At 64.4% G+C, this 13,367-nt stretch carries 16 protein-coding genes; 3 read left to right on the top strand and 13 right to left on the bottom strand.

All coding sequences use genetic code 11. The features are described 5' to 3' along the window. The first annotated feature begins 5 nt into the window (after positions 1-5). Positions 6-725, top strand: a complete 720-nt coding sequence (locus ACXX81_RS24605; RefSeq protein ID WP_458572551.1) for a 16S rRNA (uracil(1498)-N(3))-methyltransferase — start codon at positions 6-8, stop codon at positions 723-725. Positions 726-774: 49 nt separating this feature from the next. Here the strand turns inward: ACXX81_RS24605 and ACXX81_RS24600 are convergent, their stop codons facing one another. Genes ACXX81_RS24600 through ACXX81_RS24590 form a run of 3 tightly spaced genes read right to left on the bottom strand, consistent with a single transcriptional unit; the run spans position 775 to position 3,303 of the window. After that, positions 775-1,677 carry a transporter substrate-binding domain-containing protein gene (locus tag ACXX81_RS24600; protein WP_458572550.1) on the bottom strand — a complete coding sequence of 301 codons (903 nt, stop codon included), beginning with the start codon at positions 1,675-1,677 and terminating at the stop codon, positions 775-777. A gap of 24 nt (positions 1,678-1,701) precedes the next feature. Continuing rightward, a complete protein-coding gene (locus ACXX81_RS24595; protein WP_209985862.1) occupies positions 1,702-2,052 on the bottom strand; it encodes a RidA family protein in 351 nt (116 codons plus the stop codon). Positions 2,053-2,061: 9 nt separating this feature from the next. Further along, positions 2,062-3,303, bottom strand: a complete 1,242-nt coding sequence (locus ACXX81_RS24590) for a D-amino acid dehydrogenase (protein ID WP_458572549.1) — start codon at positions 3,301-3,303, stop codon at positions 2,062-2,064. A 108-nt stretch (positions 3,304-3,411) separates the two neighbouring features. Between ACXX81_RS24590 and ACXX81_RS24585 the strand changes: the two genes are divergently transcribed. Continuing rightward, a complete protein-coding gene (locus tag ACXX81_RS24585) occupies positions 3,412-4,314 on the top strand; it encodes a LysR family transcriptional regulator (RefSeq protein ID WP_338483642.1) in 903 nt (300 codons plus the stop codon). Positions 4,315-4,348: 34 nt separating this feature from the next. Here ACXX81_RS24585 and trhA read toward each other — a convergent pair whose 3' ends face one another. Beyond that, positions 4,349-4,966 (bottom strand): PAQR family membrane homeostasis protein TrhA, encoded by a 618-nt coding sequence (gene trhA, locus ACXX81_RS24580; protein ID WP_458572548.1) that lies wholly within the window; start codon positions 4,964-4,966, stop codon positions 4,349-4,351. A gap of 147 nt (positions 4,967-5,113) precedes the next feature. Here trhA and ACXX81_RS24575 point away from each other — a divergent pair, with 147 nt between their 5' ends. Continuing rightward, positions 5,114-6,034, top strand: coding sequence for a LysR family transcriptional regulator (locus ACXX81_RS24575; RefSeq protein WP_057006547.1), 921 nt, complete (start codon positions 5,114-5,116; stop codon positions 6,032-6,034). 123 nt (positions 6,035-6,157) lie between these two features. On the opposite strand, the gene madM is transcribed toward ACXX81_RS24575, so the two are convergent. The 9 genes from madM to mdcA form a co-directional block, all read right to left on the bottom strand. Continuing rightward, complete coding sequence (gene madM / locus ACXX81_RS24570; RefSeq protein ID WP_057006546.1) at positions 6,158-6,922, bottom strand: malonate transporter subunit MadM; 765 nt, start codon at positions 6,920-6,922, stop codon at positions 6,158-6,160. A gap of 1 nt (position 6,923) precedes the next feature. Next, on the bottom strand, positions 6,924-7,328 hold the full coding sequence (gene madL / locus ACXX81_RS24565) for a malonate transporter subunit MadL (protein WP_124425307.1): 405 nt from the start codon (positions 7,326-7,328) through the stop codon (positions 6,924-6,926). Positions 7,329-7,396: 68 nt separating this feature from the next. Further along, positions 7,397-8,296: a malonate decarboxylase subunit epsilon gene (mdcH, locus tag ACXX81_RS24560; RefSeq protein ID WP_209985874.1), complete on the bottom strand. Its 900-nt coding sequence runs from the start codon at positions 8,294-8,296 to the stop codon at positions 7,397-7,399. After that, positions 8,293-8,889 carry a malonate decarboxylase holo-ACP synthase gene (locus ACXX81_RS24555; RefSeq protein ID WP_458572547.1) on the bottom strand — a complete coding sequence of 199 codons (597 nt, stop codon included), beginning with the start codon at positions 8,887-8,889 and terminating at the stop codon, positions 8,293-8,295. The genes mdcH and ACXX81_RS24555 overlap by 4 nt, the downstream gene beginning before the upstream one ends. Continuing rightward, on the bottom strand, positions 8,883-9,653 hold the full coding sequence (gene mdcE, locus ACXX81_RS24550) for a biotin-independent malonate decarboxylase subunit gamma (RefSeq protein WP_458572546.1): 771 nt from the start codon (positions 9,651-9,653) through the stop codon (positions 8,883-8,885). Before mdcE ends, ACXX81_RS24555 begins: the two co-directional genes overlap by 7 nt. Beyond that, positions 9,650-10,492: a biotin-independent malonate decarboxylase subunit beta gene (locus ACXX81_RS24545; RefSeq protein ID WP_458572545.1), complete on the bottom strand. Its 843-nt coding sequence runs from the start codon at positions 10,490-10,492 to the stop codon at positions 9,650-9,652. The genes mdcE and ACXX81_RS24545 overlap by 4 nt, the downstream gene beginning before the upstream one ends. Beyond that, positions 10,485-10,784: a malonate decarboxylase subunit delta gene (locus ACXX81_RS24540; protein WP_057006540.1), complete on the bottom strand. Its 300-nt coding sequence runs from the start codon at positions 10,782-10,784 to the stop codon at positions 10,485-10,487. The genes ACXX81_RS24545 and ACXX81_RS24540 overlap by 8 nt, the downstream gene beginning before the upstream one ends. Next, positions 10,784-11,617: a triphosphoribosyl-dephospho-CoA synthase gene (locus ACXX81_RS24535; RefSeq protein WP_231423474.1), complete on the bottom strand. Its 834-nt coding sequence runs from the start codon at positions 11,615-11,617 to the stop codon at positions 10,784-10,786. The genes ACXX81_RS24540 and ACXX81_RS24535 overlap by 1 nt, the downstream gene beginning before the upstream one ends. Beyond that, positions 11,618-13,288, bottom strand: coding sequence for a malonate decarboxylase subunit alpha (gene mdcA / locus ACXX81_RS24530; protein ID WP_458572544.1), 1,671 nt, complete (start codon positions 13,286-13,288; stop codon positions 11,618-11,620). Positions 13,289-13,367 lie beyond the last annotated feature (79 nt).

Below are 13,367 nucleotides of genomic sequence, written 5' to 3'. Positions count from 1 at the left end.
CAGAAATGAGACTGTCCCGCTTTTTCACCGACGCGCCGCTGAGCCTTGGCGAGCATGAACTGCCCGAAGCCCAGGCGCACTACATCAGCCGTGTGTTGCGCATGGGCGAAGGCGACGCCGTGCAATTGTTCGACGGCTCCGGCCAGGAGTTCCTGGGCAGCCTGCTGGAAGTGGGTAAAAAGCGCGTCACTGTGCAACTCACCGAAAGCGTCGCTGGCCAGGCTGAATCGCCCCTGCACATCCACCTCGGCCAGGGGCTCTCGCGTGGCGAGCGGATGGACTGGGCAATCCAGAAAGCCACCGAGCTGGGCGTCAACGCCATCACGCCGATTTTCAGCGAGCGCTGCGAAGTGCGCCTTAAAGACGAACGCGCCGACAAACGCCTGCTGCACTGGCGGCAGGTGGCGATCAGCGCGTGTGAGCAATGCGGGCGTTCGACGGTGCCGGTGATTCATCCGCCGTTGTTGCTGGCCGATTGGCTGAAACAGACAGAGGCCGAGTTGAAGCTGGTGCTGCACCCGGTGGCCGAGCCGATGGTCAGCCATGCGAGGCCTGCGAGCCTGGCCTTCCTGATCGGGCCTGAGGGTGGGCTGACGGATGGAGAAGTCGAAACCGCGCAAGGCGCCGGCTTCCACGCCGCCCGCCTCGGCCCGCGGGTATTGCGCACCGAAACGGCACCGGTGGTGGCACTGGCCGTTGCCCAGCAATTATGGGGCGACTTCTAACCTGCCTTGCAAACTCAATCAAGCCCGCTCCCACATTGGGATTGGGTTATCACTCCACCGGGTCACTCACCGGTTTGGCAATAATCGCCTTCAACTCGCGGGTCATCGGGAATTCCAGGTTCAGGCCCTTCGGCGGGATCGGCTGTTCGAACCAGCGCTGGTATATCCCGTTGATCTCGCCACTGCGGTACAGGTCGCCGAGCGCCTCGTTGACCACCGCGAGAAACTGCGGGTCGTCCTTGCGCACCATGCAGCTGTAGATCTCTCGCGACTGCTCCTCGCCCACCACCACCCAGTTATGCGGGTCCCTGGCCTTGGCACGCTCGCCGTAGAGCAACGCATCGTCCATATAGAACGCCACGGCGCGGCCTGTCTCGAGCATCTTGAACGCTTCGCCGTGGTCCTTGGCGCTGATGACAAACATATTGGCCTCGTGCTCGGCGTTGTAACTCTTGAGAAAGCGCTCGTTGGTGGTGCCAGCGGTGGTGACCACGTTCTTGCCAGCGAGGTCAGAAAACCCCTTGATTCCGCTGTCTTTGGCCGTCAGCAACTGGCCTTTCACGTAGATAAACCCGTAGGAAAACGCCACCTGTTTCTGCCGGTCGGCGGTCACCCCCGTGGAGCCGCACTCCAGGTCGACAGTGCCGTTCTGCACCAGCGGAATACGTGTTTGCGAGGTCACCAGGTTGTATTTCACCTTAAGGTCGGCCCCGCCGATTTTCTGCTGGATACGCTCGACGATCTTGCTTGCCAGGTCTACCGAATAGCCCATGGGCTTGCCGCTGTTATCCCCCACATAGGAAAACGGTACCGACGCATCGCGATAACCCAGGGTGATGGATCGGGCATTGGCGATCTTGCTTAGCGTGCCGTCCAAAGGGATTTGAGTCGCATAGGCCTGCGGGCCAAACAAAAGCCCCAGGGTGCAACCGGTCAACAGGATTCTTTTCATTGTTATGCTCCGTTGGTCTTTGAGTTATTTACGTACGGCAATCACGCTGATTTCCACCAGCACAGTCGGCCGCGCCAGCTCCGCTTGCAGGGTGGTGCGTGTAGGCGCCAGCCCCGGCGACAGCCATGCGGACCACACCTCGTTCATCGGCGCAAAACCGCTGCCAATGTCTTTCAGGTAAATCGTCGCGTTCAGCAGGTGATCCTTATCGCTGCCCGCCTCGGCCAACAGCGCATCGATTTTGGCCAGCACTTCGCGGGTTTGCGTCATCACGTCCTGCCCTTCCCCCGGCACCTGGCCCGAGAGGAACACCAGGTCCTTGAAAGTGACTGCGCCACTGAGACGCTCATTGCTGCTGATTCGGTTGATGGTCATGGGGCATCCTCAAGCGGCGCGGGGCGTCAGGCCCTGCATGTCAATGGAAGGAACCTGTTGGTTGATCAGTTCAGCCAACAGTTGGGCGCTGCCGCTGGCCAAGGTAAAACCGAGGGCGCCGTGACCGAGGTTCAGCCACAGGTTGCGATAAACACTGGCACCAATCAGCGGCACGCCGGTCGGGGTGGCTGGACGCATGCCGGCCCATTCGACCGCGTGGGCGTAGTCGCCGGCCAGCGGAAACGTCTCCAGAGCCTGGCGTTTCATCAGGGCCAGCCGTTTGGGCTCAAGGCTGGTATCAAAACCGACGATATCCACCATGGCAGCTATGCGCAGTTGCTCACCGATGCGCGCGTAGACGATCTTGCGCTCATAGTCGGTGATGCTCACATTCGGCGCCTGGTGCTGCGCGCCAATCGGCACGCTCAGGCTGTAGCCCTTGAGCGGATACAACGGCAGTGATAATCCCGGCAAGCCCAATTGCGCGCTGCGATGCCCTGCCGCCAGCACCACATGCTCGGTCGGCATCACCTCATCACCCAACTCGAGGGTGTGCACCGCCCCGTGGGTGTGACGAATGCCGGTGACCCTGCGCCCCAACAAAAACGTGCAACGCCCCGATGCCTCAAGCCGCGCCGCCAATTGCTGGCAAAAGGCATGACAATCCGCGACTTCCTCGTCGGGCGTATAGATCCCGCCGACAAAATCATCACCCGCGAGCGCCGGTTCCAGGCGCGTGCAATCGGTAGCGGACAGCACCTGCTGCTGCAGGCCATCCGTGACCCTGCTGCGTGCATGCGCGAAGGTCGCGGCGCGGCGAAAGGTCACCAGCTTGCCGTTGCGCCGCCAGTCGAAATCGCCCAGGCGATCCTCCTCGCGCCATTGCTGCAAGGTGCCTTGGCTCAAGGTCGCCAGGCGCAGCAAGTGGGCGGCGTTGCGCGTGTTCACCGAGCCCCGGCAGGCGCCGATAAAAGCCGCCATCCAGCGCCATTGCTGTGGATCAAGCCGGGGGCGCAACTTCAGGGGTGAGTCACCACGCAATAACCAGCCAATCGCCTGCAGCGGTACCCCGGCATCAGCCAGGGGTGCGACATAGCGGTAGGACAACTGCCCGCCATTGGCGAAGCTGGTTTCGCTGCCCAGGCTGTCGCGTGCATCGATCACGGTCACTTCATGGCCGGCACGCACCAGCGCATACGCGCTCGCCAAGCCAATGACCCCACCTCCGATGATGCAAACCTGCCTGGCCATACCGCCCCCCCAGCCGTTGATTAAGAGCGCTCAAGCCTAGGGGCAGGTGACAGGCTGACGACAATGAATAAAGATGGTCCACCTATAAACAAAGGTTATGGACTTGCCATGCGCTTGCGTCATATCGAAATCTTCCAGGCCATCCGCCAGACCGGCTCCGTCAGCGCCGCCGCACAGTTGCTGCACGTCTCGCAACCGGCGGTGACCAAAGTCTTGCAGCACGCCGAGTTGCAATTGGGTTTTCCGCTGTTCCTGCGGGTTCGCGGCAAATTGCAGCCCACGCCGGAGGCGCTGGCGCTGGAAAGCGAAGTCGAGAAAGTCACCGCGAGCCTGCAAGGCGTGCGGCGCCTGGCCAAGAGTTTGCGCCGCGCGCCGGGACACAGCGTGCGTATCGGCGCGATCCCGGCACTGGCGTTGTCGTTGTTGCCGCCGGCAGTGTTGGAATGGAGACGCGACTACCCGGACATCGCCTGCGAGCTGTCCAGCGACCACAGCCGCGAGCTGGTGCAGAAGCTGTTGATGCGCGAGATTGACCTGGCGCTGACGCTGAATTTTTCCGGCCATCCGGGGCTTACCACCCAGGTACTCGCCAACGGCGTGCTGGTGGCGCTGGCGTCCAAGGGTTATTGGCCCGACGCCGAGCTGAACCAGCCATTGCCCCTGGCCGACCTGGCGGGCGCTCCGCTGATCGGCCTTTCCAGCGCCGACCCACTGGCGACCAAGCTCGACAGTTACCTGGAAAATGTCGACCCGCCGCCGCGCGTGACGATATCGGTGCAGACTTACTCCCTGGCCCGCGCCATGGTCGAGTCCGGTGCCGGCCTGACCGTTATCGACCCCTTTACCGCGCTTGGCGCATCCACCGCCACCACCTGCATCCGCACACTCACCCCGCCGCTGCCGATCACCCTTTACGCCCTGACCCGGGCCGACGAGCCGCCGCCGCATATGCTGGCGAAGTTGCTGAGCATCGCCAGCCAATGGGCGCAAAAACAGTTGGCGACGCTATAACGGCAGAAGCGCGCTTGCTCCTGCCGTCTATGGATCAGAGCACGTAATGCATGATCGCCACGAAATGCAGCAGGCTCCCGCCGATCACGAACAGGTGCCAGATCCCATGGGAATGCCGCAGCCGGTCCTCCAGGGCAAAAAAGATAATGCCCACGGTGTACAGCACCCCGCCCGACGCCAGCCATGCAAACCCCGCCGTGCCCAGCGCGGCGAGCAGCGGCTTGACCGCCACCAGCACGATCCAGCCCATCACGGCATAGATCACAATCGACAGGATCCGTGCTTCGGAGCGCGGCTTGATCTCCTGCAGGATGCCGATCACCGCCAGCCCCCACACAATCCCGAACAGCGTCCAGCCCCACGGCCCGCGCAGCGTCACCAGGCAAAACGGCGTGTAGCTGCCGGCGATCAATAAATAGATCGAAAAGTGATCAACCTTTTGCATGATCTCTTTTCGCCGGCCCTGCACGCTGTGGTACACCGCCGAGGCGCTGTACAGCACCATCAACGTAAAGCCATAAATCGCCACGCTGACGATCTTCCAGGGGCTGCCGTCCAGGCTCGCCACCACCAACATCCACACAGCGCCAATACACGCCGCGACCGCACCAAGCAAATGGCTCCAGGCGTTGAATCGTTCTCCGTGGTACATCTGTCGTAAACCTCCCGTCAGCCAAAAGAACAGGCTGGCAAGCGTCCAGCCTTGCGCATCAGAGTGCAAGTGCTGTGTGTTGTTCCTGGCTGGGAGCGCTGCGCTTTTGCAGGCACAATCGAGGGCATTCGAACCCGAGCCACGGCCATGCTGATCGACGAAGAATTCACCCTCAAGAAGCTGGAAATCTTCCTGGCGTTCATGCGCACCGGCAACCTGGCCCGCGCCGCCGCCGAGCTGCACACCAGCAACGTCAGCGTGCACCGCGCCATTCACTCCCTGGAAAACGCCCTGCGCTGCCCGCTGTTCAAGCACGAGGGGCGCAACCTTACGCCGCTGGAAAGTGCCTACGTACTCGAAGAGCGCGCACAAAAACTGGTGGCCGACGTGGTCGACAGCGTGCGCCTGACTCGCGAAGCCGCCGGTTTCTCCGCCGAGCGTTTCAAGCTGGGCTCGCTCTACTCGCTGACCGTAAAGACCGTGCCGCAACTGATCATGGGCCTGAAAATCCGCCGCAGCGAACTCAACATCGACCTGATCCTGGGCTCCAACTTCGACCTGCTCTACAAGCTCAAGAACATGGAGGTGGACGCGATCCTCATCTCCCTCGACGAACACGCCAACGACCCCGACTGCGAGCAGATCGCGCTGTTTTCCGACGACATTTTCCTCGCCACGCCCGCGGATTCACCCTTCGACCGCGAGCAGGAGATCGACCTGGCCGATGTGCGCGACGCCACTTTCATCACCCTCACCCAGGGCTTCGCCACCCACCAGGATGGCAACCGGGTGTTCAAGCAGGCGGGGTTCGAGCCGAAGGTGGCGATGCAGGTCAACGACATCTTCACCTTGCTGAGCATGGTCAGTTCCGGCGTGGGTTATGCCCTGCTGCCCGGGCGGATTGCGGCGGTGTACGAGAACCGCGTGAAGCTGATACCGCTGCAACCCAGGTACCGGTTGCAGCAGCAGATTGGGGTGGTGTTCTTGAAGGCCAAGGAGCGCGATCCGAACTTGCTCGCCCTGCTGGCGGAGTGTCGGATGTATGCCAATCGGCAGCTGCCAGCCTGAGACACCGCTATCGGGAGCAAGCCCCCTCCCACAGGTTGACCGCGTACTCGTGCTGGAATGCAGTCAAGTATGGGAGGGGGCTTGCTCCCGATAGCGCCAGACCAGCCACCACCCACCTCGAATTCAGCCCACCAACCCCCGCACAATGAAGTACAACAACGACGGCCCCAGCAAACACCCAAGCCCGGTATGGAACGTCGCGGTCAACGCCCCATACGGCACCAACCGCCGATCCGTCGCCGCCAGCCCCGCCGTCACCCCGCTGACCGTGCCGGCCAGCCCACCAAACACCATCGCCGACCGCGGGTTGTCCAGCCCCATCCAGCGCGCCGCCACCGGCGTGCCCACCATCACCAGAATCGCCTTGATCAACCCGGTGGCAATCGACAGCGCCATCACATCCGAGGTCGCGCCAATCGCCGCGCCGGTGACCGGGCCGACGATGTAAGTCACGGCGCCCGCGCCAATGGTGGTCATGCTGACCGCATCGCGATAGCCGAACACCCAGGCCATGCTCGCACCGACGATAAACGGCAGGATCGTGCCCAGCAGCAGCGCGATCACACCGATCATCCCGGCCTTGCGCGCTTCGGTGGCCTGCACCTCAAACGCGGTGGCGACGATGGCGAAATCGCGCAGCATTGCGCCGCCCATCAGGCCGATGCCGGAGAACAACGCCAGGTCCGCCAGGCCCTTCTGCCCGCCGGTCAACGTGCCGCCCACCCAGGCCAGCACCAGGCCGATGACGATAGCAATCGCCGAACCATGAATGCGCCCGAACGTGAGGCGTTTGGACAGCACCACGGAAATCCACATGACCACGCCGACGAAGGCAAACGCGGTAATCAGACCGTTGTGTTCCAGGCCTTTCTCGATGAGGTCCCACATGTCAGCGACCTCCCGCAGCGAGGATCAACGGCTCTTCGGGCGGCAACGGCTCGCCCTTGTGCGTGCGGCTGATCAGGGCGATGGTACATCCGCACACCACCACGGAACCGATGGCCGCGAGCACCGCCACCGGCCCGCCATGCAGGGCGGTGACCACGTTCTGCTGCGCTGCCATCGCCACCACCACGGGGATGTACATGGCGCCCCAGAAACCCACGCCCATCTCGCAATCCTTGGTCATGCCGCCGCGCTTTTGCATCCACAATCGCGCGCAGATCAGCAGGATCATCGCGATCCCCACTCCGCCCACATTGGATTTGACGCCCAGCAACACGCCCAGCATGTCGCCCATGATCACGCCCGCCAGCGTGCAGATCGCCAGCAATGCCACACCGTAGATAATCATTGTTGTTGTCCTCAAAGTGCTCGTTCGAAAGTTTTTGTTGTTGTGCTTCGAAAGCCTTGGGTAGTGCTTTATCGGTGGCGGCGTTCCTCCTCTTGCAGCAGGGCCTGCAGGGTGTCCAGGCGCGCGCCTTCGCAGGCGATCACCGTGCCCTGGTCAAACACGCGGCGTGACAGGCCGGTGAGCACGGCGCCGGGGGGCAGTTCGATCTGCAGGCGCACGCCGCGCTCGTAGGCGCTTTGCACGGTGCCGCGCCAGTCGACGATGCGGCACATGTTGAAAGCCAGGTCGTCGCGCAACTGCTCGGGGTTGTGGATCGGCCGCGCGCGGGTGCTGCTCAGGTAGGTGATGCGCGGTCTGTTCAGTGGCACGAACGCCTGCGCCAACGCCTGGGCCGGTTGTTCAAGCAGCGCGCAGTGGGACGGCACGCTGACGGCCAGGCGCCTGGCCACGCCGTTGCCCTTGATGCGCTGGGCGACGCGCTGCATGGCCTCGTCACTGCCGGCGATGACGGTCTGGTTATCGGCATTGATATTGGCCAGGTACACCGGTGTTTCGGCGCTGTGAATCTCGGCCAGCAGGGTTTCGACGGTGGATAACTCGGGGCCGATCAGCGCGGTCATGCCGTAGCCCTGTGGATAAGCGTTCTGCATCAGTTCGCCGCGCAGGGCCACCAGCCTGAGCGCATCGGCAAAGTCCAGCGCCCCGGCGATCACCGCTGCCGGATAGGCGCCAATGGACAGGCCCGCCACGTAATCCGGCGTGTGCTGCAACCGCCGTGCGTGGGCGACGCCTGCGATCAACAGGCACAGCTGAACGGCGCGGGTCGACGCCAGGGCCTGCGCCGAATCGAGTTGGCGCACCTCTTCACCCAGGGCGGCGCTGGCCTCGTCCAGCACAGCGGCGGGCAGTTGCTCAAGCATGCGTGGCCGTTGCGCGCCCTGCCCCGGAAACACCAGCAGGCTGCTCATGCCACGGCCTGCCAGGGGTCGGCAACCAACTGCGCACCGCCGCAGGTTTTGAGCAGCACGCGGCGCGATCTGCCAGCCCATTCGCGCAGGGCCACCGCACCGAACGGGGTTTGCAGTTGCAGGTCCACGGCACATACCGCCGTGTCGAGGACGGCCAGTAGGCGCTGTGCATCGCCGCGTTCAAGCCGCTCGGGGCTGCGCAGAATCAAATCCAGATCGCTGTGGGCATGCAGCGCTTCAATGCCGGTCGCCAATTCAAACCCGGCGCTGCCGGCGACGCCCCAGGCGTGCTGACCCAACAGTGGGCGCAGGTGCTCGAGCGCACGCAGCGCGGGGAGATCCCGCGGCGAAACCACGGCGCCGAGCGCTTCCGGCACCACCCGCCGGGTCACCTGCGCAAGGGGCATCACCGTGGCAAAACGCTGCTCACGCAAACGCCCGCGCACCCCGACCGCCACATGGCCCGGCGCGACGAGCGCGCGGCGCACCACCACCGGATGGCCGGCGCTGATGGCTTCCACCGCCCAGGCCGGGGCGTCCGCGGGCAACTGCGCCGGGGTCATGCCCCAGAGCAGGTCGTGGGCGTTCACCATTGCTCCCGCAGCAACTGGCGCACATGGCTGGAAGCGGCGCGATTGCTGGCGCCCAGACGACCGCTCAAGTCACGGCCGTCTACATCCCTGATGGCCTTGAGCAGGCAGTCGCCGACCCGCGCCACATCGTCCGCCGTGGGCTGTTCGATTTGGCTGACCGACAGAGTCTCCCACAGCAAGCCAAGGCTGGCGAAGCTGTCGATGTCGTAAGCCATGGGCGGCACACTGGCGGCCAGGGCTTCGAGTTCTTCGACGCTGCGCAACGTCACTCGCGCGGCCGAAGCCTTGCCCATCGCATGCACCATCACGCCCGGATCGCGCAGGGCAATCAGCCGGTTGGCCTGGTAGCCGTGGGCGAGAAACGCGCCGGACATGGCTTTGCCCACCAGCAGCCCGATCACCGGGTGCCCGGCCAGGCGTGCGCGGGCATAACTGTCGGCGGCGGCGGCCAGGGCCTGGTGAATGCCGAGGGCTTCTTCGCGGCGGCCATAGGCCTGGCTCGGCACATCGACGATGGCGATGATCGGGCGCTGGTCACCACGGGCGATGGCATCGTCCACCGCCTTGGCCAGGCCCCAGCCTTCCAGCAGGCCGACCTCGCCATTGCGTGCACGGGGGAAGCGGTTATCCGGGTCGGTGACCACGGCAATAAAGCGCACCGGCTGCCCACCCAACACGCCGTCAGCGACTTTCAGCGAGGCCGGCAAGCCTTCGACCACTGTTGCGCCCGTGCTCAGTGCGTTAAACCATTGCAACCCTCTCATGAGCGCTCTCCCTGATACAGCGCGCGAACCGTCGCCGGCTCGATTTGCGGGGTGGCGTCCAGCGCGTTCAAGCGCGCCAGGTAATGCTCGGCCTGTCGGCTGCGTTGTTGCGCGGGCACGCCTTGCTGCAACAGCGCGGTGACGGTCTGCTGGATCTGCGCCACATCGTCGGCCACATAACGGTCGGCCAGGCCGCTGTTGAAACGCTGCTCGCCGCCGGTCAGGCTCCAGATAAACGGACGGTCGCGGGAATCGTATTCCTCCAGGCCCGCTTCCTGTTCGATCACTTGCGGGCCATTCAGGCCCAGGCGTGCTTCGCGGGTGACCACCAGGTAGCTGCACAACCCGGCCGCGATGGACATGCCGCCGAAACAGCCGACACTGCCCGCCACCACGCCGATCACCGGCTGGTACTGGCGCAGGTCGACAATCGCCGCGTGAATATCGGCAATCGCGGCCAGGCCCAGGTTGGCTTCCTGCAGACGCACGCCACCGGTTTCCAGCAGCAATACGGCGCGGGTCTCGATGCCCTTGCGGTTGTCTTCAGCCGCCAGCTCCAGCGCCCCGGCGATTTTGGCACCGCCCACTTCACCGAGGCTGCCGCCCTGAAAATTGCCTTCAATGGCGGCGATCACCACCGGCAGACCGGCGATGCGGCCCTTGGCGATCACCACGCCGTCATCGGCCTGGGGCACCACGCCCTGCCGGCTGAGCCACGGGGACATGACGCGCTGAAACGGATCGATCAGTTCTCGGAACGTGCCGCTGTCGAGCAGCGCCCTGGCGCGCTGCCGGGCGCCGAGTTCGACGAAGCTGTGCTTGTTGAGCAGGTCAGTCATGGCCGATCTCCTCGAAGCCCTGCTCCAGACGCAGGCGCACCACGCCCGGGGTGGCGCCGAAATCGTGGATATCGATGTTCAACGCCGGCGGCGTGTGTTCCTGAAAGATGCGTTCGAACAGGTGCTGCCAACGCAGCTGCGCGCCGTTCACCGAGGTCTGCACCTGGATGTTCAGCGTGCCGGGCGTGCCCGGTTCCAGCAGCACTTCCAGATCGCCCGAGCCGACGCAGCCCACCAGTGCACGGCCTTTGGGCGGCTGCCCGGCGGGGAATTCAAAGGACAAGGTTTCCATCACAGTGCTCCGTCGAGGCGGTCGATAAACAGGCAGGCGGCCAGCAGGTCGGCGGCGCCGCCGGGGGAGGCGTTCAGCGCCAGCAGTTGCTGGTCGAGTGCGTGCAACTGGCGGCGCCCGGCGAGGCTGGCGCTGCCGCCGGCGTCGAGCACGGCCTGGGCGCCCTGCTGCATCGCCTGCAGGCCTTCAAGGCCGGCGCGGTAGAGCACGCAGGTGTCGCCAAGGTCCGTCATGATCGCGAGCAAGGCATCCAGACGCGCGTTCTGTTCGCCGGTGTTCTGCTGGCGGCTTTTGCGCAGTTGCGGCAGGCCGCGTTGCATCACCGAGGGGAAGCCGAGCTGGGCTTCTTCACGGGCGCCGCGTGCGCCGTAGCGCTGAGCAACCAAGGCGCCGTGGCTTGCGGTGTGCGGCGCGTAGCGGTCGTTGAGCAGGGCCAGTCGGGCGGCGTTCAGCGTGAGGGCGCGTGGCTCCAGCGCGGCGGCAGCGGTGAGCAGGCCGAGCGCCCAGATCGCCCCGCGATGGGTGTTCACGCCATCGGTGGTGACGAGCATCGCCTGCTCGCCTTCGCGGCCGATACGGCCGAGGGCTTCGCGCAGCGGCACGCCGACCTCGCCGCACTCCAGCGCCGCTTCAGCCATGGCCTTGAACATCGGCCACAGCGACAACGCCGAAGCATGCATCAGGCCCAGGTGCAGATCGCGGTGAGCGCCGTTGCCACGACGGTCCACCAGTGCGGGTTTGGGCGACAGGTCGGCTTCATCGATCAGCGCATCGACGGCCAGATCGGCCAGGCGATCGGCCAGGCTCAGTTCATGCAGTTTGAGGGCGCGCATTTACCAGCTCCTGAATTTGGCGGGCGGGTTGTACAGGCCACCGGACCAGTCCACCAGGTCGGCCACGCTCTTGGCGGCCAACAGCTCGCGGGTGGCGTCGGTGCGGCGGATACCGAGGTCTTCGGGCAACGCGATCAAGCCTTCGCGGCGCATGCGCGCGGTGTCTTTGGGGTTATGGCGCAGGCCGATGACGGTGACCCCGGCAACGGCAGCGATCATCGCCTGGCGCTCTTCGAGGGAGCGCGCCTTGTACAGGTAGGCGATGCCTTCTTCGGTGAGCAAGTGGGTGACGTCATCGCCGTAGATCATGATCGGCGCCAGGGGCATGCCGCTTTTGCGCGCCACGTCCACCGCGTCGAGGGTGTCGACGAAGGTGGGTTTGCCGCCTTCCTGAAAGGTCTCGACCATTTGCACCACGAGTTTTTTGCCGCGTTCAAGCAACGCTTCGGGCGCGTCGCCGTGGCGCATGTCCAGCCACGCCGGAGTGCCGTGGCGACGACCGCGCGGGTCGTGGCCCATGTTCGGCGCACCACCGAAACCGGCGAGGCGGCCACGGGTGACGGTGCTGGAATGGCCGTCGCCGTCCACTTGCAGGGTGGCGCCGATGAACAGGTCCACCGCGTATTGGCCGGCAAGCTGGCTGAACATCCGGTTGGAGCGCATCGAGCCGTCGCGGCCGGTGAAGAACACATCCGGGCGGGCGGCGATGTAGTTTTCCATGCCCAGCTCGGTACCGAAGCAGTGCACACTTTCCACCCAGCCGCTTTCGATGGCGGGGATCAGCGTGGGGTGCGGGTTGAGGGTCCAGTTGCGGCAGATCTTGCCCTTCAGGCCCAGGGATTCACCGTAGGTGGGCAGGATCAACTCAATAGCGGCGGTGTTGAAACCGATGCCGTGGTTGAGCGACTGCACGTTGTGTTTTTCGTAAATGCCACGGATCGCCATCATCGCCATCAGCACATGCACCGGCTTGATGTGGCGCGGGTCGCGGGTGAACAGCGGTTCGATGTAGAACGGTTTGTCGGCCACCACCACGAAATCCACCCAACTGGCGGGGATGTCGACACGGGGCAGATCGGTGACGTCATCCACCAACTGATTGACCTGCACGATGACGATGCCATCGCTGAACGCGGCGGGCTCGATCAGCGCCGGGGTGTCTTCGGTGCTGGCGCCGGTGTAGATGTTGCCGGCGCGGTCGGCCATGAACCCGGCCGAGAGCACCACGTTGGGGATCAGGTCCACCACCAGGCGCGCGTAGAGTTCGATGTAGGTGTGGATCGCGCCGATTTCCAGCAGGCCGTCTTCGAGCAACTGGCTGATGCGCAGGGACTGGGTGCCGGCGAAGGAGAAATCCAGCTTGCGGGCGATGCCTTTTTCGAAGAGGTCCAGGTGCTCGGAACGGCCGACACTGGGCATGATCATGTGCAAATCGTGGAGCTTGGCGGGGTCGACCTTGGCCAGCGAGCGGGAGAGGAAATCGGCTTGCTTCTGGTTATTGCCCTCCAGCACCACGCGGTCGCCGGGCAGGATCAGTGCTTCGAGTGCTTCGACGATCCTGTCGCCGGGCAACACAGCCCCGTCTGCGTAGTGCGAAACCAGCCCGAGCCGCCGCTGTTTCTCGTCGCGACGCCGCGTCCAGCGCGCGTTCGGGGTGCTTGTTGTTGTCATGGTTGCTCCACGGGTTTGCTGTCGTGGGCTTACCTTAGGAGTGAATGGGAGGGCTATCAATCAAGCTGGGCGGCGGATC

It is taken from the genome of Pseudomonas sp. GNP013 (assembly GCF_054343995.1).
The sequence above is the reverse complement of the archived record's forward strand: the minus strand, read 5'-3'. Positions and strand labels throughout refer to the sequence as shown.

Bases quoted from the DNA above. Each gene is read 5' to 3' on its own strand.
- ACXX81_RS24595 (WP_209985862.1), bottom strand. From the start codon at position 2,052: ATGACCATCAACCGAATCAGCAGCAATGAGCGTCTCAGTGGCGCAGTC.
- ACXX81_RS24600 (WP_458572550.1), bottom strand. From the start codon at position 1,677: ATGAAAAGAATCCTGTTGACCGGTTGCACCCTGGGGCTTTTGTTTGGC.
- ACXX81_RS24575 (WP_057006547.1), top strand. From the start codon at position 5,114: ATGCTGATCGACGAAGAATTCACCCTCAAGAAGCTGGAAATCTTCCTG.
- ACXX81_RS24545 (WP_458572545.1), bottom strand. From the start codon at position 10,492: ATGACTGACCTGCTCAACAAGCACAGCTTCGTCGAACTCGGCGCCCGG.
- ACXX81_RS24540 (WP_057006540.1), bottom strand. From the start codon at position 10,784: ATGGAAACCTTGTCCTTTGAATTCCCCGCCGGGCAGCCGCCCAAAGGC.
- ACXX81_RS24605 (WP_458572551.1), top strand. From the start codon at position 6: ATGAGACTGTCCCGCTTTTTCACCGACGCGCCGCTGAGCCTTGGCGAG.
- ACXX81_RS24585 (WP_338483642.1), top strand. From the start codon at position 3,412: ATGCGCTTGCGTCATATCGAAATCTTCCAGGCCATCCGCCAGACCGGC.
- ACXX81_RS24555 (WP_458572547.1), bottom strand. From the start codon at position 8,889: ATGGTGAACGCCCACGACCTGCTCTGGGGCATGACCCCGGCGCAGTTG.
- madL (WP_124425307.1), bottom strand. From the start codon at position 7,328: ATGATTATCTACGGTGTGGCATTGCTGGCGATCTGCACGCTGGCGGGC.
- ACXX81_RS24535 (WP_231423474.1), bottom strand. From the start codon at position 11,617: ATGCGCGCCCTCAAACTGCATGAACTGAGCCTGGCCGATCGCCTGGCC.
- mdcE (WP_458572546.1), bottom strand. From the start codon at position 9,653: ATGAGAGGGTTGCAATGGTTTAACGCACTGAGCACGGGCGCAACAGTG.
- mdcH (WP_209985874.1), bottom strand. From the start codon at position 8,296: ATGAGCAGCCTGCTGGTGTTTCCGGGGCAGGGCGCGCAACGGCCACGC.
- ACXX81_RS24590 (WP_458572549.1), bottom strand. From the start codon at position 3,303: ATGGCCAGGCAGGTTTGCATCATCGGAGGTGGGGTCATTGGCTTGGCG.
- madM (WP_057006546.1), bottom strand. From the start codon at position 6,922: ATGTGGGACCTCATCGAGAAAGGCCTGGAACACAACGGTCTGATTACC.
- mdcA (WP_458572544.1), bottom strand. From the start codon at position 13,288: ATGACAACAACAAGCACCCCGAACGCGCGCTGGACGCGGCGTCGCGAC.
- trhA (WP_458572548.1), bottom strand. From the start codon at position 4,966: ATGTACCACGGAGAACGATTCAACGCCTGGAGCCATTTGCTTGGTGCG.